21 protein-coding genes are annotated in these 23424 nt (G+C 47.4%); 3 read left to right on the top strand and 18 right to left on the bottom strand.

All coding sequences use genetic code 11. From position 1 onward, the window contains the following. Positions 1-3: 3 nt before the first annotated feature. Positions 4-999: a zinc-dependent alcohol dehydrogenase family protein gene (locus T472_RS18250; RefSeq protein WP_023388190.1), complete on the bottom strand. Its 996-nt coding sequence runs from the start codon at positions 997-999 to the stop codon at positions 4-6. A gap of 305 nt (positions 1000-1304) precedes the next feature. Here T472_RS18250 and T472_RS18245 point away from each other — a divergent pair, with 305 nt between their 5' ends. Beyond that, positions 1305-2684, top strand: coding sequence for a citrate/2-methylcitrate synthase (locus T472_RS18245; RefSeq protein WP_023388189.1), 1380 nt, complete (start codon positions 1305-1307; stop codon positions 2682-2684). Positions 2685-2689: 5 nt separating this feature from the next. Further along, on the top strand, positions 2690-3403 hold the full coding sequence (locus tag T472_RS18240; protein WP_023388188.1) for a DUF434 domain-containing protein: 714 nt from the start codon (positions 2690-2692) through the stop codon (positions 3401-3403). A gap of 85 nt (positions 3404-3488) precedes the next feature. On the opposite strand, the gene T472_RS18235 is transcribed toward T472_RS18240, so the two are convergent. Further along, positions 3489-4607, bottom strand: a complete 1119-nt coding sequence (locus T472_RS18235) for an NAD/NADP-dependent octopine/nopaline dehydrogenase family protein (protein ID WP_023388187.1) — start codon at positions 4605-4607, stop codon at positions 3489-3491. A gap of 243 nt (positions 4608-4850) precedes the next feature. On the opposite strand from T472_RS18235, the gene T472_RS18230 reads away from it, so the two are divergent. Continuing rightward, the gene (locus T472_RS18230) at positions 4851-5825 is read left to right on the top strand and encodes an MBL fold metallo-hydrolase (protein ID WP_023388186.1); all 975 of its coding nucleotides are present in this window, start codon (positions 4851-4853) and stop codon (positions 5823-5825) included. Between the two features lie 54 nt (positions 5826-5879). On the opposite strand, the gene T472_RS18225 is transcribed toward T472_RS18230, so the two are convergent. From T472_RS18225 to T472_RS18155, 16 genes are all read right to left on the bottom strand, one after another. Beyond that, positions 5880-6218, bottom strand: a complete 339-nt coding sequence (locus tag T472_RS18225; protein WP_052011859.1) for a DUF1801 domain-containing protein — start codon at positions 6216-6218, stop codon at positions 5880-5882. An 8-nt stretch (positions 6219-6226) separates the two neighbouring features. After that, positions 6227-6532 (bottom strand): DUF960 family protein, encoded by a 306-nt coding sequence (locus T472_RS18220; RefSeq protein ID WP_023388185.1) that lies wholly within the window; start codon positions 6530-6532, stop codon positions 6227-6229. A gap of 60 nt (positions 6533-6592) precedes the next feature. After that, positions 6593-9484, bottom strand: coding sequence for a DEAD/DEAH box helicase (locus T472_RS18215; RefSeq protein ID WP_023388184.1), 2892 nt, complete (start codon positions 9482-9484; stop codon positions 6593-6595). After that, positions 9468-9890, bottom strand: a complete 423-nt coding sequence (locus T472_RS18210) for a (deoxy)nucleoside triphosphate pyrophosphohydrolase (RefSeq protein WP_023388183.1) — start codon at positions 9888-9890, stop codon at positions 9468-9470. Before T472_RS18210 ends, T472_RS18215 begins: the two co-directional genes overlap by 17 nt. A 186-nt stretch (positions 9891-10076) precedes the next feature. Beyond that, positions 10077-10226 (bottom strand): hypothetical protein, encoded by a 150-nt coding sequence (locus T472_RS19845; RefSeq protein WP_023388182.1) that lies wholly within the window; start codon positions 10224-10226, stop codon positions 10077-10079. Positions 10227-10265: 39 nt separating this feature from the next. Next, positions 10266-10628: a hypothetical protein gene (locus T472_RS18205; RefSeq protein WP_023388181.1), complete on the bottom strand. Its 363-nt coding sequence runs from the start codon at positions 10626-10628 to the stop codon at positions 10266-10268. Positions 10629-10964: 336 nt separating this feature from the next. Beyond that, a complete protein-coding gene (locus T472_RS18200) occupies positions 10965-12005 on the bottom strand; it encodes a Gfo/Idh/MocA family protein (RefSeq protein ID WP_023388180.1) in 1041 nt (346 codons plus the stop codon). Positions 12006-12027: 22 nt separating this feature from the next. Then, complete coding sequence (locus T472_RS18195; protein WP_023388179.1) at positions 12028-12819, bottom strand: sugar phosphate isomerase/epimerase family protein; 792 nt, start codon at positions 12817-12819, stop codon at positions 12028-12030. Further along, a complete protein-coding gene (locus T472_RS18190) occupies positions 12816-13880 on the bottom strand; it encodes a zinc-dependent alcohol dehydrogenase (protein WP_023388178.1) in 1065 nt (354 codons plus the stop codon). The genes T472_RS18195 and T472_RS18190 overlap by 4 nt, the downstream gene beginning before the upstream one ends. Positions 13881-13909: 29 nt before the next feature. After that, positions 13910-15598: a right-handed parallel beta-helix repeat-containing protein gene (locus T472_RS18185; protein WP_023388177.1), complete on the bottom strand. Its 1689-nt coding sequence runs from the start codon at positions 15596-15598 to the stop codon at positions 13910-13912. A 17-nt stretch (positions 15599-15615) separates the two neighbouring features. Beyond that, complete coding sequence (locus T472_RS18180; protein WP_023388176.1) at positions 15616-16257, bottom strand: SGNH/GDSL hydrolase family protein; 642 nt, start codon at positions 16255-16257, stop codon at positions 15616-15618. Further along, a complete protein-coding gene (locus T472_RS18175; RefSeq protein ID WP_023388175.1) occupies positions 16247-17173 on the bottom strand; it encodes an ROK family protein in 927 nt (308 codons plus the stop codon). Before T472_RS18175 ends, T472_RS18180 begins: the two co-directional genes overlap by 11 nt. Next, complete coding sequence (locus T472_RS18170) at positions 17170-18963, bottom strand: class I mannose-6-phosphate isomerase (RefSeq protein ID WP_242864832.1); 1794 nt, start codon at positions 18961-18963, stop codon at positions 17170-17172. The genes T472_RS18175 and T472_RS18170 overlap by 4 nt, the downstream gene beginning before the upstream one ends. Beyond that, positions 18917-20578: an MGH1-like glycoside hydrolase domain-containing protein gene (locus T472_RS18165; protein WP_023388173.1), complete on the bottom strand. Its 1662-nt coding sequence runs from the start codon at positions 20576-20578 to the stop codon at positions 18917-18919. The genes T472_RS18170 and T472_RS18165 overlap by 47 nt, the downstream gene beginning before the upstream one ends. Continuing rightward, on the bottom strand, positions 20578-22266 hold the full coding sequence (locus T472_RS18160; protein ID WP_023388172.1) for a sugar phosphorylase: 1689 nt from the start codon (positions 22264-22266) through the stop codon (positions 20578-20580). The genes T472_RS18165 and T472_RS18160 overlap by 1 nt, the downstream gene beginning before the upstream one ends. Before the next feature lie 47 nt (positions 22267-22313). After that, positions 22314-23423 carry an ABC transporter ATP-binding protein gene (locus T472_RS18155; RefSeq protein ID WP_023388171.1) on the bottom strand — a complete coding sequence of 370 codons (1110 nt, stop codon included), beginning with the start codon at positions 23421-23423 and terminating at the stop codon, positions 22314-22316. Position 23424: the final 1 nt, after the last annotated feature.

Raw genomic sequence — 23424 nt, 5'->3', positions numbered from 1 at the left:
GCTTTAGAACCTTGACACAAGCGATATCTTTCCTTTTGCCTTCCTTTCCTCGAAATACCTGTGAGCATCTCCGATCTCATCAAAGCAGAAGGACCTTACATCCTTGTTTATCCTGAGCTTTCCTTCTTCGATGAGCTTTGCGATAAAATGAAGTATTTCACCTTGTTCCTTCCTGCCATTACCTGTCACAAGAGGAATAGCCATGAAAACGACCTTAAGGGTCAGGGCCTTCTGGTGCATTGGTGAAAGGTCCATAGATACCCTTCCATTGGTGGTCACTACAGTTCCCTTTATCCTGGAAGCTATGAAGCTGTTTGCGAGGTTCTGACCCCCTACAGTATCAAACACAAGGTCGAAGCCCTGTCCGCCAGTGCATCTCTCCTTATATTCATCAGGAGTCTCTGCCCCGGCTATAATGACTTCATCTGTTCCGAATTCCTTAGCCAGGCTGACCTTATCAACTGACGTGACAGTACCATATACCTGCGCTCCGGCCATTTTCGCCATCTGTGCAGCGATGTGGCCTACTCCACCTGTCACCCCATGGATAAGGACCTTAGCAGCTCCTTCAAGCACAGATCCATCCATAAGGGCTTCCCAGGCAGTTATGGAAATAAGAGGATATAGAGCCGCTGTCTCATGGCTTATGCCCTTCGGCTTGAGTGCGATGAGGTCAGCATCTGCCAGCACGTATTCCGCAAGCGCTCCCTGCATCTTACCCACACCGCCGCCGATCCCGAACACTTCATCACCGGCTTTGAACTTTGAGACTCCGCTTCCGACTTCTGCTATGGTTCCTGAGAAATCCATGTTCAGCACTGCCGGCATCGGAGGACAGCTTCCTGCCGCTATTCCAGACCTTATCTTTATCTCAAGAGGATTAAGGCTGCTGGCTGCAACCCTTACTATCACGTGACCCGGTCTAAGCTCCGGATATGGAACCTCGGCCTGCGCAAACACCTCTGGTCCTCCGAATCCTGTCATCACTATCGCTTTCATATACGCACCTCCAAGTCTGATTATTCTGATAATTAATTCCATGATTAATTCGCATCACTATTATACACCAAACGCAACTGGTTTTCATCTTACGCGGCGTGAACACCACCTAAAGTATTAACGTATAATTAATATTTTTTATCAATCAATATTCGTATTGCATATGCGTTCCGATTGATATAGAATAGAGAATAATATTTTGCAATTTTCGAAAATGAATCCGTCAAATTTACATACTAACGCATAACCCAAAGTGAAGGGACATCAACGGAAATCGTTATGCACTGCGGGAAAAGGAGGAACACATGGTAATCAGAAGCAACAGCATAATAGAAGAAAGGCTTGACGAACTTGCAAAAGTCGTTCAAAGCAACAGCTATATCTCACCGGAGCTCTACAACAGGTACAACGTCAAGCGAGGGCTTAGGAACCAGAACGGCACCGGCGTGCTTGTAGGAATTACAAGAGTAGGCTCCGTAATTGGTTATGACCAGACTGATGGAGCAAAGATTCCGGTAGAAGGAAACCTATACTACAGGGGCGTCGACATGAGCGATATTGTCTCCGGATTCCAGAGTGACGGAAGGATGGGCTTCGAGGAGGTAGTATATCTTCTGCTTTTCGGAGAGCTTCCGACAAGGGAACAGCTTGCTGACTTCAATGAATTGCTTGATGCATGCAGGGAACTTCCCCATTCGTACAAGGAAGATGTCATCCTGAAGATACCTTCACAGAACATAATGAACAAGCTTCAGAGGACCATCCTTACCCTTTACTCCTATGATGAGAATCCGGATGACACTTCGGTAAGGAACGTACTTGCCCAGTCGATCAACCTGATTGCAAAGACACCGCTCATCGCTGCCTATGCATATCAGGCCAAAAGGCATTACTTTGACAATCAGAGCCTTGTTCTCCACACACCCAAGGTAGGTGTAGGAACTGCCGAGAACATGCTCCACCTAATAAGGACTGACTCCAACTACACCAGGGAAGAGGTAGAGATGCTTGACCTGCTCATGGTAGTGCATGCTGAACACGGCGGCGGTAACAACTCCTCCTTCGCGACTCATGTCGTATCATCCTCAGGAACTGATACCTATTCAGCAATGGCAACAGCAATAGGAGCCCTCAAGGGACCCAAGCACGGCGGAGCTAACCTTATGGTCGCTTCAATGTTTGAGGAGATCAAGAAGAATGTCAGCAACTGGGAGAATGAGGCGGATCTTTCGGATTATCTTGCAAAGATACTCGACAAGAAGGCCTTCGACGGCAAGGGACTAATATACGGCATGGGACATGCTGTATATACGCTTTCTGACCCGAGAACGGTACTGCTGAAGAAGAAGGCACAGGAGCTTTCAAGGCACAAGGGTCTGGACAGGGAGTACAACCTGATCGCGGATGTCGAGAGGATATCCAGCAAGCTCATACAGGAGAAGACCAACAAGGACTACGCTCCTTCAGCGAATGTCGACATGTACTCAGGCTTCGTATTCGACATGCTTGGGATACCAAGGGACCTTTTCACACCGATTTTCGCAGTGTCAAGGATTGCCGGCTGGAGTGCCCACAGGCTTGAACAGATACTTGATGACAAGATAATGAGACCGGCTTATGTCAATCTGAGCGAACTTCGACCATATACACCGATCGACGAAAGGGTTATACCTTCAGGAGAGTGATTCTGATGGAGACCAAACCAAAAAGGGGCTTTGACAGGGCGGACCGTGATGATTTCACAGGTTCCGCCCTTTTGCGCCTGAAGGCTGCAAGGGAAGAGCTGAAGTGGCTGCTCGATAGGGGCTACTCCATGGATACAGCAGCGACCTTCATAGGCAATCACCACAGCCTTACAGCAAGGCAGAGGAATGCACTGAAGAGAAGCGTATCATCGACAGGGGACCTGCAGAACAGACTAAAAAAGCTTATCACTCCAGCTGAAATCAGTGGGAGGAAAGTCCTTGTTGACGGCTTCAACATCATAATAACCCTCGAGACAGCATTGTCAGGAAGCCTACTTATCCTCTGCGGCGATGGGGTAATAAGGGACCTTGCAGGTCTCCGGGGGACATACCACCTAATCCCTCAGACTGATCTGGCAATAATGCTTATTCTTCAGTCACTGGAAAGTACTGGAGCTTCTTCAGCCAGGATCTATCTTGACTCGCCGGTTTCCAATTCAGGAAGGCTCCGACAAAGGATACTGGAGATTTCCTCATCATTCCAGCTTCCGGTTGAGGTCATACTGGCTGATGACACCGACAAGATGATGGAAGGAAATGAGAACATCATTACAGGTGATTCCATCCTCCTTGACTCATGCATTAGCTGGATTAATTTGACAAGAGACATCATCATGGGCATTGAAGTGGATCCATTCATAGCGGACCTGTCAGAATGAGCACAATCATTACCCCAACATTCCATTTTATTCTTTCACTTCGATCCAGATGTGAACAGCCCCGGAAATTTTCCGGGGCTGTTCCTTATTTCGACAGGTCGCCGTTTATTATGAAATTTCGTATGTCCTTCAGCGACATGTCTGATAGTCCCATTGTCTCGATATTTCTTCCCATAGCCCTGTAATCAGTCTCGTGAAGAAGTGAACCAAGCAGGATTATTGAGTCTATTGTCGGTGTCTCTACTCCTCCGAGCTTTCCAAGCTCCGCAATCGGGACAAGGCTCATCGGTATGTCTTCCGTTATATACCTTGTATAGACAGTCTTCGGTGCTTTGATGCCATCGTAGCCCCTGTTGTTCCTCATGGCCTCGAACAGTGTCCGACCCGCCGCATCATAAGCGATATACAGCCACTCCCGGGCTGTCATCGCCCTGAAGCCAAGTGATTCTGCAACATTCACCCTTTCCTGGTCCATCTTGTCAAGGATCAGGGCCACTGAAGCTGTTATTCCCTCAGTGTAGTAGTCGAAGTCACCGTTTGTACTCTCGATCCTTGCTGCATTAAGAAGCGTCACCGCCGGGTGGAAAATAGCTCCTATGTTGTCAAGGCTGGTCTTCATGACATTGTCTCCGGGTATGAACTGCGGGAGTGCAGCCCTAAGCTTTTTCACAATCTCAGGGGTCCTGTGTGCCGGGATCGCCGCAACAGGAACGCTGTTCTTTACCCTGAAAATTTGAGTCTGGGCAGGATTTATTGCCCTTGAAGCATATAGGAGTGTCTGAGCCTCGCATACGGTAACGTCAGCCATGCAGCCAAGCTTCCTTATGATGTTAAGGACCTCGAGCGCTCCACCGGTCCTGCCTGGATTCAAGACGATGATTTGCCCGTCGACAAGGTGTGGAGCCATATGCTCTGCCATGAATGCGTGTCCAGTCGCAGGAACGACAACCATCAGCACTTCCTTTCCTTCGATCGCTTCCTTCATGTCAGAAGTGACAACATCCAGCTTGGCAAAGCCATGAGGGATACTGTCAGAATTGCTGACAATGTCGAGGCCTCCATTGTCCTGGATTGCCCTGATCCTGTCAGCACTCCTGTTATAAAGGCTTACTTCAATGCCCAGCAACGAGAGATGACCCGCCATTGCGGTACCACCGTGTCCAGCCCCAAGAACTGCAAATTTCGGTTTACTAATATTTCCCAAATCCCTTCCCCCTCTATTTCATTTCCATATAAATCAAGCTTTCATCACAAATAATCCTTACATTATCCATGATACTTCATGCACCTTAAATTTATTATATATTCTATATTGGGTATATTTTATGATGTTACACTCTATTTACAAAAAACTAACCTCTGTGAAGAGATTATAATGATTCTTCTCAAGTTGCATAATGACTTCCACGGAAGTATAATCGAACTAATATGCCAAGGAGGTATAGATATGCCACATGAGGTAATGAAAGACATTTATCTGATCAGGGTCCCTCTTCCGGGAAATCCACTTAAAAACCTTAATTCGTATCTAATCAAGGGTGCTGAGCGCAGCCTTCTAATAGATACAGGCTTCAATATAGATGCATGCCATGAAGCGCTTGTCGAGGGAATCGATGCTTTGGGCGTCAGTCTTGATGACCTGGACATATTCCTGACTCATGTACATTCTGACCATACAGGCTTGATCGGAAGACTTAAAACCGGGAAGAACAGGATATTCATCTCTTCTACCGACCTTCTTGTGCTGGACAGGTTCAGGAGCACTTTGAGGTGGAAGGAGATAGAGGAACAGTCACTTTCATTCGGCTTCAGCGAGGAAGAGATAACCGAGAACAGGAAGACAAATCCCTTCAAGAACTATCTCCCTCCCCAGGACCTCAAGATTGAGACCATTGAGGAAGGATTCATTTTCAGGATAGCTGGCTACAGCCTTGTTGCCATATCCACACCAGGGCATACACCAGGACACATGGTCCTTTACGATGAAGCACATGGACTTCTCATCGCCGGCGACCACATCATATTCGACATCTCACCGAACATAACAAGGTGGCCTGAGCTTCCAGACTCACTGGGTGACTACCTGAAGAGTCTCGACAAGATATACAAGCTGCATGTGACCACAACCCTTTCAGCCCACAGGAACCCCATGGGAGATATCCGCGACAGGATAACTGAGCTGAAGGAACACCATATGCTTCGTCTTGATGAAGCCTTAGAGATAATTAAGGCCGAGCCCGGAATGACAACCTATGAGATCGCTTCAAGAATGAGCTGGTCGATAAGGGCAAAGAACTGGACTGAGTTCCCGCTGACACAGAAGTGGTTTGCTGTCGGTGAAGCTGGTGCACACATAGACCATCTTATCCAGAAAGGCCTCATCGAAGAATATGAGGAAAATGGCAAGAAAAAATACATGTAAGTAATTTATTACCAAGAGGAAATACCAGCCGCCCGGCTGGTATTTCCTTCATATTTATCCATATCTTGCTATTAACTTTTCAATGGCACTTATAAGTATCTCAACTGAAGCCTTGTCATTATAGGGAACCTTGGCTGAACCCTTGCCGAACTTCGCTTTAGGCAGAAGCCCCTTAAGCTCCTCAATCATATCGAAATCAAGTGTATGGAATGTAAAATGGTCACTTGCCGCTGAAAATGCCACATACATTCCATTGAACTTGAACATGGGCATCTGGTAGGATATCCTTCCTGGAATATCAGGATGGTTTTCTCTCATGTAGCCCACAAAGTTCTGAAGCCATTCCCGCTTTTCCCCGTCGAACTTCTCCATGTATTCATTAATGGGATCCATATTCCACCTCAGTACTCTTCAGCATAGAGCATAGTTGAATAATCTACTGAATCGATGACAAATATCTTGCCGTCCTTGTTGTCACCATCAACCTTTATCAGGTGTTCCTTCTCATAATGAGGGACTTCCTGCCTGTGGATTACCTTGAGCCAGTCCCTCCCAAAGGATTCAAGGACAAACACCTGGAGGTAATCCTTCTCGATTTCCATCCTGTCAATCAGATTCCAAAGATAGAACTGAAGTCCGGGGCAAAGTCCAGACATCACTCCTCTTGTAGCATACCTTCCGCCGCTGAACAAAGATTTTTCGCTCATGATAACCCTCCTGCATTTCTTTACTTCATTATGCGGAGGACAAATCATATTATTCAGCGATTACCTGGTGATAAAGTCGTAAATATCTCCCCGTACCGGAGTGTGCAGCGAATAGTAGAGCTTGACCGCTGTAACATTAGTGCCATACATAATGAACTCCTCTGGGGTTCCGATTGCCTTCATGGTTCCGAGAAAATAGAACTCCTTTGAAATCCTGTCATCCTTGTTCTTCCTAACAAAAAGGAGCATCGTTACCCCGTTTGCCTCTGAATTATAAGCCTGGACCACATCATCAGAATTTAAAGTCCTTTTGGATTTTGATATCGCCTCCAGGGTTTCAGATGACAGAAAACGGTCTTCATACTTTGTTGTTGCACTTATATCCTCATGCTTGTCATAATTGATGAACACAGGGTAGGTCCTGGTCTTCTTATCAAACCTGTATCCACCGATATTCAGGGCTACCTCGCTCTTCTCCCAGTCAAGGCACCTGCAGACGGCCTCATAGGTATATTTCTCATAGAGTTTGAAGTTTGTCTGCCTGTATCTTTCCGAGTACCTTTCCTGGTATCGCGACAATCCCACACCAACCAGTTCATCAAACTGCAGCCTGAAGTCAGGATTTTGAAGGCATTCCATGAAACTGTCAGCACATTTGGAACCTTCCATGAACACCGCATCCTTGTAGCTGTCCTTCGCTGAACCAGTGGCGAAATTCTGAGTCATCTGGTTTTCCAGGTTAAGCCTAGTGTTCTCATTGATGACAATCCCATATTTCTCCTGAAGCATAATATCAAGTTCATCCAATGGATTCTTTGAACCTCCTGCAATAAGCTTTAGAAGCTCAAGCTCATGAGGTCTCTTCCCGGATGCATACTTTATTGATATGTATTCAATATACACTTCTTCGAGATTAGATAGTTCGACCTTATATTCATCCTCATATTTCTTGAGGAAATTATGGTAGGATCCGGATTTATGGAATATCCTCTCTATGTCTATCGAGCCGAACTCTGCGAATTCTCCGGGCCTTGGTATCCTGCCAAGCCTCATCTTCAGCATCATGTAGGATTCCTTGATCAGCTTGATGTCGTTGACATTCGCCCTGTCAATTGAAGAATATATCCTGTCCCTTGTTATCCTGTCGAAGTTTATCGTGGAACATCCGGGTATCACCCTTGTTCCTTCGGCAACGAACCTTCTCATGGTGTCCTTGTTGTAGCTCTGGTCCCCTGACAAGGCTACAGGTATCAGGAAATTGTTGTCATAGTTCCCTATGAAATCAAGTACCACCACGTACTCCTTGTCATCAAAATGCCTGAGACCTCTTCCCAGCTGCTGCACGAAGATTATTGCCGACTGAGTCGGTCTGAGCATTATGACCTGATTCACGGAAGGTACATCTATGCCTTCATTGAATATGTCCACCGTAAATATGTAGTCAAGTCCCCCATCACGTTCCTTTTGCTCGAGGCGGTTCACCGCTTCGATCCTTTCTTCCTGGCTGGTTGCTCCTGAAAGCGCAACTGTCCTGTATCCCATGAGATTGAATTTGCCGGAAAGCACCTCAGCCTCTTCTCTGCGACTGCAGAATATGAGACCTCTCACCCTGTGTCCGCTATGGCCATAGAATTCAGCCTTTTCAGCAATGTTCCTTACCCTTTCATCTGAGGTAAGCTTTGAAAAGCTGGTTGAATCATTGATAAGGATACCGTCCACCTTGATCTCCGATACTCCGAAATAGTGGAAGGGACATACCATGTTTTCATTCATTGCCTGCTGCAGCTTTATCTCGAAAGCAACATTATGGTCGAACCACGCGAATACATCAAACCCGTCTGTCCTTTCAGGTGTAGCAGACATTCCAAGGAGGAATGTGGGATTAAAATGCTTAAGAATCTTCTCATATGATTTAGAGCCAGCTCTATGAGCTTCGTCGATTACAACATAATCGAAATCATCTGGTTTGAAGCCATAAAGTACCTCATCCTTTGAAAGAGTCTGAACCGTGGAGAAGAGAAAATCTGAATCTGTACTTTTCGAAGTACCGCTAAGCACTGACATGGACCTATCAGTACCAAATACCCTTTTGAAGCTCTCCATAGCTGCCTTGGCTATCTGCTCCCTGTGTACCACGAAAAGGAAACGCCTCGGATTGAATTTCCTGACATCAAAGGCTGAAAGGTAGGTCTTCCCTGTTCCTGTCGCTGAGATAACAAGAGCTTTGCCTCTTCCTGCATTCCTTGACTCGTCCAGGGCATCCAGTGCTGATGTCTGCATCTTGTTCGGAAGTATCCTCTGGAAATGGATCATTCCGTGATGCGAGGTCTTCTCAAGCAGTCTCCTTGCCTTGGACTGATAATCATAGATTGCCTGGTACTGTTCAAGGTAGGCCTCATCGACCTTAACGGATTTTTTTGCAAGCTGCTCAAATTCATGCAGCGTTTCATGAAGAAGGGCTCCCTCAAATGTGGATGTGACCTTCAGGTTCCATTCCTTGTTGACGGAGAGTGCGCTTTGAGTGAGATTGCTGCTGCCGACTATAATCGTATATTCACTGCCCTTCCTGAATATGTAACCCTTAGTATGCATCTTACCCTGGTCCTCTGTTACGATACCAAGGTCAATATTCCCAAAACCCATGAGCTTCCGGAGAGCTGCAGGGTCAGAAAAATTCTGGTACTGTGATGCGATTATTCGCCCCTTCACACCCTTTTCATCAAGCTCTTTAAGCGTCTCAATGAGAGAAATAACACCGCTCTTTGTTACGAATGCCACTGAAAAAAGGAACTCGTCACAGTCGGACAGTTCCTTAATTATACTGGTGAGTACCTTCTCGCCCTTTTCATTGTCATTGATCAGAAGCCTCGGCCTGTAATTTGCAAGTGCTGGCATGTTTCCATCTATGAATCCCTTGACCAGACCGTCCCTAAGACTATAAGCGCTTTCCATCCAAAACCTCACTGTCTTCAATTGCAATGACTATCGGCACATCCGCAGGTGCCCAGTCAAGCTGCATCAGCTCGCTCTTTCCGAGCCATCTGAAATCAGAATGCTCATTCATCGTGAAGCTGCAGTCATCCACTTTGCATATGAATGCGTGCATAGTGATCGAAAAATCAGGATAATCATGGGAAACAGTCATGAAGTAGTCATCCTCAGCTATCTGAACATCGATGTCCATCTCTTCCTTAAGCTCACGAACCAGTGCTTCCGAGTTTCTTTCTCCAGGTTCGACCTTGCCGCCAGGAAACTCAAATTTCTTCGAAACATATTCATATTTGCTTTCACCACGCTGCATGCAGAGGACCCTGCCACCACAGACGATGATTGCCGCTACAACCTCAAATGATTTCATAGAAACACCTCATAAAAAACCTTATGCTGCAATTATAACATATACAGGTGCTAACTGATCATATATCCATAGTACAATCGGATTTTTGACATGCTTGGTAGCATGAGTTTCCACTTGGTTCTAAAACGGTATTTCATCATCCGTTTCATCACTCACATTTTTATTCATTGTCACATACTTATCTTCCTATATGAAATTACCATAAGGGACTCCGCCTTCAGTGTAACCAGCTATGAAGTCCATGCCATACAGTCCCGCCAAATACTCTTCATACTCTTCACGGGTCAAATAGTCTTTATTCACACTTTTCTTTGCAGTCTTTTTCCTTTTTGCCATGATCCTGTTTGTCCCTTCTTCTATATTCGTCGATCAGTTCTATGCTTTCCGAAATTCATCCTTCAATGCCGATTTCCTGTAGTTGTCGGCAATTATTTTATCATGATATATACTGAATTTATCTTTCTCACCCAAATAGGTGTGGATGTCCTTGACTACCGCGCAATAGTAGGCTGCCCTTTCATACCTGCTTCTCTGCGCCGCATCTATATGGAATTGCACCATAAGCTTTAGATTTACTATCGCACTTCTCAAAAGGAACTCCTTTTCTTCTTGTGACATTGGTTTGTCAACCATGTCCACAATTCCTTCTATCCCTTGCTGCGTTATTGAACTTAGAAAAGCTTTGAGATTAGCCTGACCTGTCTCTACAGCACTTAATGCCCTATAATCAATGTCCATCAGCCAAGCCTCCATAATATTATTGAACTCATCCAAAGTTCCCTTCAGACAAGTATAACTCATGGATAGCCCGTGATGCACGCTTGAATCGGATTGATCGGTTATCCCTTGCGATAGGTTTTCAAAGTGGGGGCTGAATAACACTTGCTTCAAAGGAGAATAGAATTTCAATCAGCTATTTTTCATATGCTGCAGTATTGCTTTTTTGTCATTTGCGTGACATATGCATATAATGAACCCTTTTATTAAATGCGAAAGCTCGTAAAGGGATCTTCTCCTCTACGAGCAACTCAATCGCTATTTTATTCACCATTATAAGTCAGGTCGTATTTTGACTCATAACCTTACAGCTTCTCCACCTTCAGCTGATTTATACAGCGCTTCAACTATCCTCTGTACATACGCCCCCTGCTTTGCGGTGACAAGAAGCTTCTCTTCTCCTCTGCATGCCTTGACGAAATTCCTGAGACTCTTTAGATGAAGGTCTTCATCTATTGCAAATGGATATTGAGTGTCTGTCAGCATGTTTCCTTCCTCACCGAAGGTTTCAGGCGGAAAGAGGCTGGCTCCCAGCCTGTCTCCATAGATCTCAAGGCATTTCCTGTCCTTTTCCTTCATGTTAAGCGCAAATGAAGTTGATATGCTTAGGCTTGCTCCGTTCTTGAACCTGATGAAACCAAAAAGTGAATCTTCAACTTTGAACCTTTCTGGATCCCAGTCACCCAACAGTCCTACACCCTTCCTCTTCCCGATCAGGTCGTGGGAGGCAGCTGATACATGGTCAATTTCAGGATAATCCATCAGGTAGGCGGCTATATCAAGCATATGGACACCGATGTCTATGAGAGGTCCGCCGCCCTGGATTTCACGGTTTGTGAAATTCCCCCAGCCTGGTATTCCACGTCTTCTGAGCCACTCTGCTTTGGCAAAATAAATCTTGCCGAATTCACCATTAAGCGCCTTCTCCTTCATTATCCTTACATTTTCCCCATGCCTGAGATGAAAGCCATAGCTAAGGAGCCTTTTGCACTCATCCGCCTTCTTCATCATCAGCTCCGCCTCATTGTAGGAGATAGCTGGAGGCTTTTCACACAGTACATGGCAGCCGGCGTCAAGCGAATCGCAGACTGCTGTGCAGTGGAATTTGTTGGGGACGCATACATTGACTATGTCAGGCTTCACCGTATCAAGCATTTCCTTGTGGTCTGAAAACCAATGTGGGATCTTGTTCTCTTTCGCCGCTGACTTGGCGGCTTCAATGTTCCTGTCACAAATGCCGACAATTTCAACTTCGTCTTCCATGGAGAGGTAATTCGGAATATGCGACTTCCTTGCTATCTGACCGGCACCGATTATCGCAGCCCTTAGTTTTGCCATTTCCTGCATATCCTCCAATCCATCAGATGAATCTTCTCATGTGTTCAACAGATTCCCTGTATGCTTTTTCCTGGTCCTCGCCTCTGACCCTGCATTCATACACTACCGCCCCATCATATCCTATCTTCTTCAAGGTACCCATCAGGCTTTTGAAATCCATTGACCCGGTACCCGGCTGAAACCTGTGGTTTTCGGCAATGTGGACATGCCCGATCTCCCTTGAATATTTCTCGAGGGATCCTGCCACGCTGTCCTCCTCGATCGCCATATGATAGAAGTCAGCTGTTATCTTCACTGCTTCAAAGCCTCCCGCTTCTATCACGTCAGCTGCGTCCTTCAATGTGTTCAGCATATGGTCCTGGTACCTGTTGAGTGGTTCCAGACAGATGGTGATGCCGCATTCCCTTGCGACCGGATCAAGCTCCTTGAGCGAATCAAGGATTGCCTTGCGGTCACCTTCCTGGCTTCTTGGAGATACCATTGGCGGAAGCCTGTAGGTGAACATTCCCCATGCGGCGGGAACAACAACGCTCTTTCCGCCGACTTCCCTGAGCGCCCTTATTATTAGTTTCAGGTCAACAATGGCATTTTGTCGTCTCTCTTCGATGAAGTCCCCGATCCATCCCCTATAACCACCGCAGGCGGATACTACAGGGAGTCCTGAAGCCATTATGGCTTCCTTCACCAGAGTTGTGTCTTCAGTAAGCACCTTGCCGTCTATCTCGAAGCAGTCAAAGCCCAATCTTTTGACATGGATGAACTTTTCAGTCAGCCCTTTAGGGAAGAAATCCTTGTCCTGTGTGCCTAGCCTCATAGCTTGTCCCTCCTGAAAGCAATTCCCAGCTTTATGCTGAGGTCAGGCTCAAGGTCCACATACTTCTTGAAGCCTTCAGCACAGTCATCAAAGTCCACTATCGGGTCGATTATGTCATCACAATCAAGGTAGCCGTTCATGAGGAGCTCCCAGCAGACGTCTTCTATCCTCTTCCTTGACCACCTTGGATACTCAGGGTTCGGTTCGCTTCCGGCCCTGGAGAACACTATCCTTCCATAATTGAAGTGCGCTTCCTGTCCGAGCCAAAGTCCTGCCGGAAACGGCTTGGCAAAAGCCACATAGGATATTATCCCCCCATATGCGAGTCCCTTTAGCGAGGATTGCAGCGCATGGACGCTTCCGCTGGTTTCAATTATGGAATCAGCTCCTACCTTGCCTGTTAACCTCTTGATCTCAAGCCCTGCGTCACATGATACTGGGTCAAGGGTAAACCGGGCACCATGCTTAAGTGCGATTTCACGGCGTTTGGGTATTGGATCTACCGCTATGACATTTGCTCCTGCCTTTGCTGCCAGCTGGACAGCGATCTGACCGATGGCCCCAAGTCCTATGACAGCTACATTGTCACCTGCCCTTACATTTGCATCCCTTATTCCACCCAGGGCAAACTGAGCCGGGTCATAGCATACTGCGTTTCTTTCGGAGTCATCTGCCTTCATTTTCCTGAGCTTATAGTTGTCCACGGCATTCACTATCTGGGTCTCCCTTATGGACCCATAGGAGCAGACCCTGTCGCCTACCTTGTAGTCAGTCACATTTTCTCCAGCCTCGATGATCATGCCCACGAACATGTTTCCTAGCGGCAGGTCACCATACTCAAGTCCCCTTGGCTCATCCTTGTCACGGCTTTTGAAAATCTGCCACTCCGGATCATATTTCCCGTCTATGAAGGGTGTAGTTCCCCTGAAATCAGCTATTTCAGTCCCGTGTTTGGGAGATGCAAACTCTACTCTGACCTTCACTTCATTTGGTTTTACAGGTAAGTCCTCATAGTCTGTCAGTTCGGCAATGCCTGGTGATTTGCAAATCAGTTTCCTCATAGTCTTGGCTCCTTGTGCTGTAATTATTGTCAACAATCAGAGATCCTGATGTCAGAAGTAGTCTCACTGTCTATGACATATCTTTCCCTGATCTCCTCATAGTTGTTTGACCTTATTAGAACATCCGATGCGTCACGAACCTCCACAGCGATGCTGCTGTTTTTGAACAGGTTCCCTTCAATCAGGACTTTCCTGTTATGAGGGTCATTGAAGCCCTGTGATTTTATTGCTATGCATGCGCCTCCGAATCTTCCATATCTTGGCTTGAAGCCGCAATTATCGAATACGCAGCCCTTTATGACTATATTTATTGCATGACCGCCTTCACTGTGGGTATCAAGCTCCGCACCCATAAGGATACCTGCATTCATCATGTTTTCGTAGCGGCATCCTTCAATATGGACATCCTTGCATCTTAGGAGCTGTCCTGCTCCGGCAATGTTCCTGAACACAGTGTTCCTGCATATGTATGATTCCGGTTCCCAGCATGATGGCGTCATAAGCGTCCCTTTTGAAACGAATCCCTCAAACTCATCCTCAAACGATACCTCATACATGGTGATGAAGTTTGATACCCCGGGTACCTCCCTTCCAGCTGTTTCTCTGTCAACTCTAGAATGGATGACAGGATATCTTCCTGTGGTCTTCCATTGTCCTATCATGTTACGTACAATACGGGTACCGTCATGGAAATCCATTTCCGAGCCCGATTCAAGCGGTATCGGAGCATACTTGCATGAGCAGAGCAGGCTTTTTTGTGACAGCAGCTTTTCAACGACCATGAAGTTGCTGTGGACATTCTGACCGTCCATCCTGACTCCTTCGAAGTGGCATTCGTCCAGTTCTATTTTCCCGCTGCACCTGTATATCTTCCAGCCGTCCCTGGAGCCTGTGAAAAACTGACCTCCATCCGGTTTGATGACAAGCCTTCGCGCATTTATATTCCTGCAATGTTCAGTGAGCAAGGCAAAGCTGTTTGAATTGGATATCCTAACATTATCCAGCCTGATGTTTTCACATTCTCCGAAGAACAGCTGGAAATCAGTTCTCCCCGCCTGGTGCCAGGAAACGCCGTCCCCAACCCTCAGTATCGGGGATAGGTTGTCATCTTCAAGCACCAGCGTACGCTCTCCGGTCCTCTTGAATCGCCTGTCATAGCCAAAGCCGAATGTCAGGCTTGCTCCCTGCAGGCTTCTGTCAGAGAGGTCGAACCTGTTCATGCAGTATGCTCCCATGCCATCGCCAATTGGAAGACCTTCGATAACCTCAATTGTCAGCGATGACCCGTGTATCGCCACTACCCTTCCCGCACTTGCGGTCTCGGGGCTCCTTGTGAACGCAAGGTCCCTTATTGTCAGGTTCCTTGAACCTGTTGCCCAAAGTATCGATGGCAGAAGAGTATCCGGTATCCGGCTGTTTGATCCTGCGAGAACCGTGCCCGGACTGCCATCCTCAAGACATTCCCCCCTTAGAGTCATGCCGGTCATCCCTTCAACTAGCAGGTGCACATCCTTTTCATGTATGTCACCGCAGCCATCATCATGGGCAATGGACAGGGTTTCGATCCTTTGCCATTCGTCAAGATAGTATGTACCTTCACCGAACCTTATCTCATCTGCCTGAATGCTCCTTGCATGATTAATAGCCGCCTGTATTCCAGATGCTGAATGCATTCTGTCCCTGACGAAATCATCTGCATATACTGTCTTCTTCCGCATTATTACACCAGCTTCACCTAAAATATTAGTCTTCTCATTTCATTTTCAAGAATGCTGTGAATCAGCAAATATCCATCCTTATTAGGGTGCACACCATCCTCCAGGTAATATCCTGCATTGCAGGCATGTATCCCCGAAAGCCTCCGCATGTCTATGACAGGAAATCCATGAAGAAGGCTTGCCCTCTCAATCGCTAGCGCATAATCAAGCAGTGTGCTGCCAGTCTTGTTAGGAGTTTCGAATGCATCACCTGCCTTCTCTCCTCCATCTGGCCTTTCCATCCTGTATATAGGGTTAACCCATATGATCCTTGCTTTTGGCAGCTCCCTCCTGAGGGTGTTTATGGCATGGCTTATGGCACCGCAGAACGTAGATGGCTCCCTGTCGCCCAGCTTACCAAGGGGGACACCCCAGTACCAGTCGTTGCTGCCATGCCACACCAATATGATGTCACATGTCTCAGGCAGTTTTCCTTCCTCGATCAGATCAGCCATGCAGCCTGGTGAACCCTTTGTAAGGGAGCTTGAGCCGACAGATAGGTTAAATGTCTCAAGAAGGCCCAGTGATCCCTTCAGCATTGCCTCGTATCCGCCTTCACCATGGGTCCCTGTTGACAGGCTGTCCCCATATATCGCAAGCTTCAAGCCGTTAAAGTCCATCCTTCGATTCCTCCATCAGTGTCTGAAGTCCTAAGAGCACCGAACTGTCAGGATCGTCTGCCACATGAAACCTGAGTTTTCCCCATGGTGTCCAGGTCCTTCCCTCAACGCTTCTTTGTATCGCAGGAAGTATCTTATTCCTTCCCTTCATCACTCCCCCGCTTAGCACAATTACCTCAGGGTCGTACGCATGGACAAGGTTTGTGATCCCTGCGGAGTAGACTTCAATCGCCATCTCAAATGCTCTCTTGCTGAAGATATCCCCTTCCTCCATGCATTCAATTATCTCCTTCATCCCTACCTGACTGCATTTGGAAAGCCTGCTCCCTAAGTAGCCTTCCATCCTTGAAACCGAACGCTCAAGTTCCCTGGAACCGGCCATAGTCTCGAGGCACCCTCTGCCCCCGCAGGTGCATGCTTCTCCATGGATGTCAGCCACAAAGTGTCCCCCGAGGATCCCAGCCTGGTAGTGCTTACCTCTTATAGGCCTGCCGTTTATAATCGCGGCTGTTCCTATACCGGTACCCAGGATCATCATTACCACGTTGTCCTCACCCCTGGCACAGCCTCTGGAGGCTTCGCCGATAAGCGCCGCATTGGCATCATTGTCCATTACAAGCGGACAGCCCAATTCTTCAAGGCACCACTTCTGAAAGTCAAATCCCACAGCATCGGCAAACTTTGCATTTGCCGATGTGATCCTTCTGTTTTCAATATCAACTATCCCTGGAACGGCAATCCCCAACAGCTCCATGTCCTCATTGCACTTGTCCCTCAGAAGCCCTGTCGCCTTATTAAGGTTAGCAAGTATTCCAGCTTCATTATCAGTTTCAACCGACCCTATCTTCAGAAGAACTCCATCAGATACAATCCCGACCTTTATGTTCGTTCCCCCGAGGTCAAAAGCAGCTCTCATAATCTTACCCTTGCCTTTATCGTTGCGATTTCCCTGCCTTCTGATGCCCCATACGGTCTGATTACATACTTACCCGCCGATTCAGGAATCACAAAGGTTTCCGCATAATGTACAACCAGAGGCTCGAAGCTTCCATCCGGCGATTCAACTATCGCCTCTTCTCCCTCTACGAGGTTAAGGACATTCACGCTTCCCTCCGTATCATGCCTTACCGGCTTACTGAACCAGTCCCTTACAGTCTCTATGAACTGGAGTTCATGCAGCCCTGTCCTCTCGCTCCTCCAGCCTTCCTCCTCATGCAGCGATGTCACCCTGTTGACCAGGTTCCTTTCCACCCATTCAGTATCCCTTTCCATCTTCACTACCTCTCTGCCATGACCGATGTTTATCGGCCTTGGCTTGCCGTCAGTACCCAGTCGCCCCCAGTCCCAGAGCTTGAACGTGAATATGAATGGGGTGGAAGATATTTCAAGGACCATGGTATCTCTTCCAGAGCAATGCACCGTTCCCGGCGGTATGAGAAGATGATCGTGCTTTTTGACCCTGATCGTATTTGCATACTTATCAGCCATGAAATCATGACCTCCTGCCTGCGCCTTTTCAAGTTCACTGAAGAATTCATCCTTATCGGTTCCGGTCTTGACCCCCAGGTAAACCAAGGGATCCCTGTCCTCGTATGCGTCAAGGATATAGTAGGACTCTTCCTGTGTATAGTGCATCCCGAACTTATCCTGTATGTATTCCACGGTCGGGTGCACCTGAAGGCTGAGATTCTGTCCGTCCATGGTGTCAAGGAAATCAAACCTTATAGGGAATTCATGCCCGAACCTTGCAGCTACCCTTTCACCAAGGAGCTTAATGGGCTCATAGAGCACCAGGTCCATTGCCGGAAGCTCGATGACTGTTCCCCCAAGATCAAGGAGCATGGAATTCTCTTCAGGCACGCAGTCAAAGCACCATGCATAGTTTGGCTCACCTTCATCAAGTCCCAATACCTTCTTCATCCACTGGCCGCCCCACACTCCAGGATCAAAGAAAGGAACCAGCCTGAACGGTCTTTTAGAGAGATGTGACAGAGAGTACCTGAACGCATCGCCCGTTATCATGACAGGGCTTCCTTTCCTGTTGGTATCGAGCACAAAATCAAAATCAGAAAAATGCCTTCTCTTGTGCCTGTCTGCCACTCTCCACTCGAAGAAGTAACCCCACTTGTACCTTTGAAGGATGTCATCAAAAGAGACCGAGCTCTTCCAGCTGCCTGTCTCATTTCTCCTCAGCCTGCCCTGGATCTCCCATCTGGCAAGGTCAGCATATATGTGGATGTCAGGTTTGACGATCAGGTTTGCTGCAGCCCCGTAGACTATGACAAGCCCCTTTGCTGAGCTGACAAGCCGGGCAGCTGATTTCAGCTTCTCCTCATCCACCAGGTCACCATAGGTTTCAAGGCACATCTGCCCGAATACACGGTCGTCCGTGAGCCTTCCGATGACCCTTGATGTGACCGCTTCCTTGCTAAGGAATATCTCCTCATCAGTGAATATGGAAAGGCTTGGGTCAAGCCTTTTAATGAGCTCCTGTTCCAGCTCCCCATAATTCATTCCGGGATAGCAGTCTATCGCTGCTACCACCCTTTCCCTGGTCTCAAGAAGGGACCTTGAACGGTCCCTTAGTATCTCGCCTATCCTGCCGTATCCCTTCCAGGCCGCTTCACCTTCAAAGTCTATCCTTGTCTTCGGGTACCTGTCATAGCTGCTCATCTTCTTCACCGATGACTGCATTGAATCTTCCATCTATGCGGAACTGTCTTCTTGTTCCCCTGAACCTGATTTCCAGGTCAAATGCTTTCTCTGTCCTGACATCAATCCTAAGACTGCCGCCATTCATGTCTGCCATGAAATCAGCTGCAATGCCGAAGAACCAATAGTTCCTGCATCCAACCTGCCCCTCCTTTATTAGGTCGCTGCTGATGTCCCATATGAGGAGGTTTCTTTCGACGTCAGTCCTAAGGCCAATCCCATACCTCATTAGGAACATTATCGGCCCCATTCCTGACCAGCCCACAAAGTCCCTCTTGTCTGAGTTTCCGCTGGTTATTGAATCCGCAGGATAGTTCTCCCATATGGTTCCGGTTTGTGTGAAGACCTTCGATACCGCATCAAGGTGGTTCAGCCCGATCTCCCTGGCAAGGTCATGATATCCGTTCCTTTCAAGCCCGAGGACCACCATGGTGTTTGTTGGAGCCCAGACGGATCCTTTCCAATAGCCTCCTTCAGGGTCATATCCTTCCTCATTTGCAGCAAGCACCGGAACCCGATGGGGCCTGTTGAAGGTATCCCTGTCATTCAGCCATTCAGCGAGGAGTCTCGCCTGCCTTTTGTCGGCAACTCCTGACACAAGAGCCCAGTATGCCGCGATTGTCTTCATGCCAGTCTGTTTGCCTTCAAATGTCAGGTCATAATAGAAGCCGTCCTCGTTGTTCCACATCAGGCTGTTTATCCGTTCTGACAGTATACTGATGTCTTCCCTAAGCTCTGCCTTCCTTGCCTCATCAGGGTCGATCATGCCGTGCTTCTCAAGTTCAGATAAGATGTCCAGGATGTTCCTTGCAAAAAGCACCATTTCACAGCTGGTGTCTATGGCGAGGCCAAGGTACCTGTTCCTTGGGGAATTGTCCATGCTTGCCCAGTCTGTCACGTATAGTCCGTTCGCATGTCTCAGGTGGTACTTAAGGGCTGCATAATACCTGGAAAGAGGTTCAAGCACAAGCTTAAGCCTGTCAATCTCCTTCGTGTGGCAATAACTCTCCCATTCGGCCATAGCTAGTATCGGATGGTTAAGGTTATCCAGGGTCAGGTATGGGTTCTTCTCTATTACCCTTCCCATATCCGGTTTGTACATCTCCTCATAGGGTACAGGTGCCTGACCCTTCAGCCTTCTGTGGCCGTAATGGTTGTGGAAATATGAATAGAGTGGCTTGTCATAGGCATTTACCCATACAAGGAAATCCTTCCCTGTATCCCTCACCATCTCCCTTGGTATTTCCCCGTCATCGAACTGCCTGGAATAGAAGTTATCCAGGGACCTTATGCCAGGCACATAGGGATGCAGCAGGTTGCAGAACATTGTCATGAAGGCGGTGTCCCAAAGGAATATGTTCTCATTGAAGGCCGCATCCACAAAATTGCTGACATACCCGCTTCCTTTTGCCGGAACGTGCTGATTTGTGAATAGTATTTTGAGCGCATACCAATAGCAGGCGGTCCATTCCTCCCTGCCCGGAAGGATAGGTTCGGGCAAATATGCCTTCACTTCATCAAATGCGTATAGTTCAGTGTCAGAGTATGACTTCTTGTCAAAGTACATGCCCCTTTGCAGATTTTCCAAAAATGCGTAATCTCTTTCCATCATGCCTCCGTATGAACCATTCTTACCGGTTCTCTGAGTCTTATCCATCTGTACTGGTACGGTGAAAGCCTTATGCTTCCATCTATCCCCGATCCATCGACCAGGTCGGTACCTGAATAATCAGTCTTCAGAACCATCTCATCCTTTGAAATATTCACGAGTACCAGAATACTGTCCTTATCTCCCCTGATCAGTGCAAACACCCTGTCATCGAGGAACAGAACCCTCTGCGAACTGTTTGGATCGAAAGCCGGCTGCACCTTCCTTATTGCTATAAGTTTCTTATAGCTGTCCAGTACAGCTCTTCTTAGGGAAGTCTTGTCTTCAAGCTCCTTATTAAGCAAATCGAAATCCAGCTTTGCCCTGTTGATCCTCCTCTTGATCCCAGACTCCTCGAAGTCCCTGTATGAGTTCCTGGAGCCAAGGATGCTGTGGTAATAGATTGCTGGCATTCCAACAAATGAAAGAAGTATGCACTGTGACCCCATGAACTTCCGTGCCATGGTCTCCAAATCAGACTCATCACCCGCTACGGCATCAAGGTAATTGATGTTCAGCTCATAGGCGGTCTGAGAACCATCAGGAAGAGTCCTCCACCCTATCTGTCCTCCCCTTTTCTGAACCTCGTCAATCATTGATTGAACCTCTTCCTTCTCAAGTATCCCTTCTACAGGCCTTACACCAATTCCATCGTGGGATGCAAGGAAATTGAAGAATGTCGTATCTTCCGTCGTCGGTTCCAGAGAATCAGCCCACTTCAATAGCTTAGATGCATTTCCTGTCAGGTATGCATGCAGTGTCAAAGGTGGAAGCGGGAACTGGTATACAAGTCCTGCCTCGTCGTGTCCGTTTCCAAAATAGCTGATGTTATCCTTGTGTGGTACGTTCGTTTCAGTGATTATGGAAACTCCCCTGAAGCATTCCTCAATGACCTCCCTCATGAGCTTCACCAGCTCATGGGTCTGCGGCAGATGCATGCATGTGGTTTTTGCTTCCTTCCATGCGAAGCCAATGGCGTCGAACCGTATAAACCTTGCTCCCCTGGAAGCATACAGAAGAAGGATCCCAAGAATCTCAACAAGGACCTCCGGATCCTTGAAGTTGAAGTCCGCCTGGTCCTCGCTGAAAGTGGTCCAGACATATTTTGTGCCGACTTCTGATTCGAATCTTGTCAGAAGCGGATGTGTCCTGGGTCTGGTCACCATGCTGTAGTCTTCATTAGGATCCCCGGTCAGGAAAAAATCCCTGTACTTCTCCGTACCCTTGATGAATTCCTTGAAATAGTCGCTTGAAACAGATGCATGGTTAATGACCGCATCAAACATAAGGTTATATTTTTCATCAAGCGCACTTATGTCATCCCAGCTTCCAAGCTCAGGATCGATCACCTTGAAATCCGAAACCGAAAAACCATCATCAGAGGTATAGGGAAACATGGGAAGGATATGGACTGTATTCACAGATCCTTCAAGCACCTCATCCATGAACTCCAGCAGAGTCCTCAGTGGAGCTTCACCTTTTCTTCTTATGGCATCCCCGTAGGTAATAAGGACCACATCTTCCTTGCCTACCCAGGGATAACTTCTTGCCTCACAATTTTCGTAGCTTTTTATAAGATTCAGGATCCTTGGATATATTTCTTCAGCTTTTCCGGGATAGAGGAATTCAAGCCTTTGTTTTACACTCATCTTTACCCTCCGATATCTTAGGCGGATCATCTTGTCATTCGCTGCCTCTATGGTTTTCTGATCCTCTTTGTAGTCTCTCTGTCGAAGAACATCACCTTGTCAGGTTCAACATTCAACGCTGCAGTTGTACTCGGTTTTATGTACATATGCGAGGTAGTATGTATCTTTACCTCGGTCTCTCCGATCCTCGTGATAAGTATGGAATGGGATCCCTGGGGTTCCACAAAGCTTATGACCGTATCGCTCAGATGCCACTCAGTCCTCTCAAGCTCTGGAGAAAGACCTATGAATTCAGGCCTGATACCCATGTCTACTTCTTTATCCTCATAAGGCTTAAGTGCTTCTTCAAGCTCATCAGGGACATTGAATTCAAATGAATTGTTCACAGCCTTCAGCCTGCCGCCAATCTCCCTGATCGTGACATCGAAGAAGTTTGTCGGTGGGGTCCCAATGAACTCTGCAACGAACTTTGTGGCGCTGTCCATATAGACCTCCATTGGAGTACCTATCTGTTCTATCCTGCCCTTGTATATGACGACGATCCTGTCCGCCATGCTCATTGCCTCTGACTGGTCATGGGTTACAAATATGCTTGTCGAGTGCTGCTTCTCGTGTATGTTCTTAAGCTCGGTCCTCATGGAGACCCTGAGCTTGGCATCAAGGTTAGAAAGCGGTTCGTCCATGAGGAATATCTTTGGTTCCACTACTATCGCCCTTGATACTGCCACCCTTTGTCTCTGGCCACCTGACATCTGGGCAGGATACCTGTCAAGCATCCCTGTTATGTCAGTTGCCTGGGCAACGCTCCTTACCCTGCGCTCGACCTCATCCTTTCCTACCTTCTGCAGCTTGAGGGGATACGCGATATTGTCAAATACCGTCATATGCGGCCAGATGGCGTAGCTTTGGAATATCATGGATACTCCCCTGTCCTTCGGCTGCTTTCCTACTATATTTTCCCCTTCAATCATTATTTCCCCGGATGTCACATCTTCAAGACCGGCTATCATCCTTATTATGGTCGTCTTGCCGCAGCCAGACGGACCCAGGAATACTATGAATTCCCCCTTGTCCACCGAAAGGTTGACATCGTCTATTACAAGAGGTCCGTTTTTTGTGTACCTCTTCTTAAGGTTCCTTATATCCAGATAACTCATA

The sequence above is a fragment of the Youngiibacter fragilis 232.1 genome (assembly GCF_000495435.3).
In the GTDB taxonomy this organism is placed as follows: Bacteria; Bacillota; Clostridia; order Clostridiales; family Clostridiaceae; genus Youngiibacter; species Youngiibacter fragilis.
Note: the sequence above shows the minus strand (reverse complement) of the source record. Positions and strands in the feature narration are given on the sequence as shown.

Excerpts from the sequence above, each read along its gene's own strand:
- T472_RS18250 (WP_023388190.1), bottom strand. The coding sequence starts at position 999 with ATGAAAGCGATAGTGATGACAGGATTCGGAGGACCAGAGGTGTTTGCG.
- T472_RS18245 (WP_023388189.1), top strand. The coding sequence starts at position 1,305 with ATGGTAATCAGAAGCAACAGCATAATAGAAGAAAGGCTTGACGAACTT.
- T472_RS18240 (WP_023388188.1), top strand. The coding sequence starts at position 2,690 with ATGGAGACCAAACCAAAAAGGGGCTTTGACAGGGCGGACCGTGATGAT.
- T472_RS18230 (WP_023388186.1), top strand. The coding sequence starts at position 4,851 with ATGCCACATGAGGTAATGAAAGACATTTATCTGATCAGGGTCCCTCTT.
- T472_RS18225 (WP_052011859.1), bottom strand. The coding sequence starts at position 6,218 with ATGGATCCCATTAATGAATACATGGAGAAGTTCGACGGGGAAAAGCGG.
- T472_RS18220 (WP_023388185.1), bottom strand. The coding sequence starts at position 6,532 with ATGAGCGAAAAATCTTTGTTCAGCGGCGGAAGGTATGCTACAAGAGGA.
- T472_RS18215 (WP_023388184.1), bottom strand. The coding sequence starts at position 9,484 with ATGGAAAGCGCTTATAGTCTTAGGGACGGTCTGGTCAAGGGATTCATA.
- T472_RS18210 (WP_023388183.1), bottom strand. The coding sequence starts at position 9,890 with ATGAAATCATTTGAGGTTGTAGCGGCAATCATCGTCTGTGGTGGCAGG.
- T472_RS19845 (WP_023388182.1), bottom strand. The coding sequence starts at position 10,226 with ATGGCAAAAAGGAAAAAGACTGCAAAGAAAAGTGTGAATAAAGACTAT.
- T472_RS18205 (WP_023388181.1), bottom strand. The coding sequence starts at position 10,628 with ATGGACATTGATTATAGGGCATTAAGTGCTGTAGAGACAGGTCAGGCT.
- T472_RS18200 (WP_023388180.1), bottom strand. The coding sequence starts at position 12,005 with ATGGCAAAACTAAGGGCTGCGATAATCGGTGCCGGTCAGATAGCAAGG.
- T472_RS18195 (WP_023388179.1), bottom strand. The coding sequence starts at position 12,819 with ATGAGGCTAGGCACACAGGACAAGGATTTCTTCCCTAAAGGGCTGACT.
- T472_RS18190 (WP_023388178.1), bottom strand. The coding sequence starts at position 13,880 with ATGAGGAAACTGATTTGCAAATCACCAGGCATTGCCGAACTGACAGAC.
- T472_RS18185 (WP_023388177.1), bottom strand. The coding sequence starts at position 15,598 with ATGCGGAAGAAGACAGTATATGCAGATGATTTCGTCAGGGACAGAATG.
- T472_RS18180 (WP_023388176.1), bottom strand. The coding sequence starts at position 16,257 with ATGGACTTTAACGGCTTGAAGCTTGCGATATATGGGGACAGCCTGTCA.
- T472_RS18175 (WP_023388175.1), bottom strand. The coding sequence starts at position 17,173 with ATGAGAGCTGCTTTTGACCTCGGGGGAACGAACATAAAGGTCGGGATT.
- T472_RS18170 (WP_242864832.1), bottom strand. The coding sequence starts at position 18,963 with ATGGAAGATTCAATGCAGTCATCGGTGAAGAAGATGAGCAGCTATGAC.
- T472_RS18165 (WP_023388173.1), bottom strand. The coding sequence starts at position 20,578 with ATGGAAAGAGATTACGCATTTTTGGAAAATCTGCAAAGGGGCATGTAC.
- T472_RS18160 (WP_023388172.1), bottom strand. The coding sequence starts at position 22,266 with ATGAGTGTAAAACAAAGGCTTGAATTCCTCTATCCCGGAAAAGCTGAA.
- T472_RS18155 (WP_023388171.1), bottom strand. The coding sequence starts at position 23,423 with ATGAGTTATCTGGATATAAGGAACCTTAAGAAGAGGTACACAAAAAAC.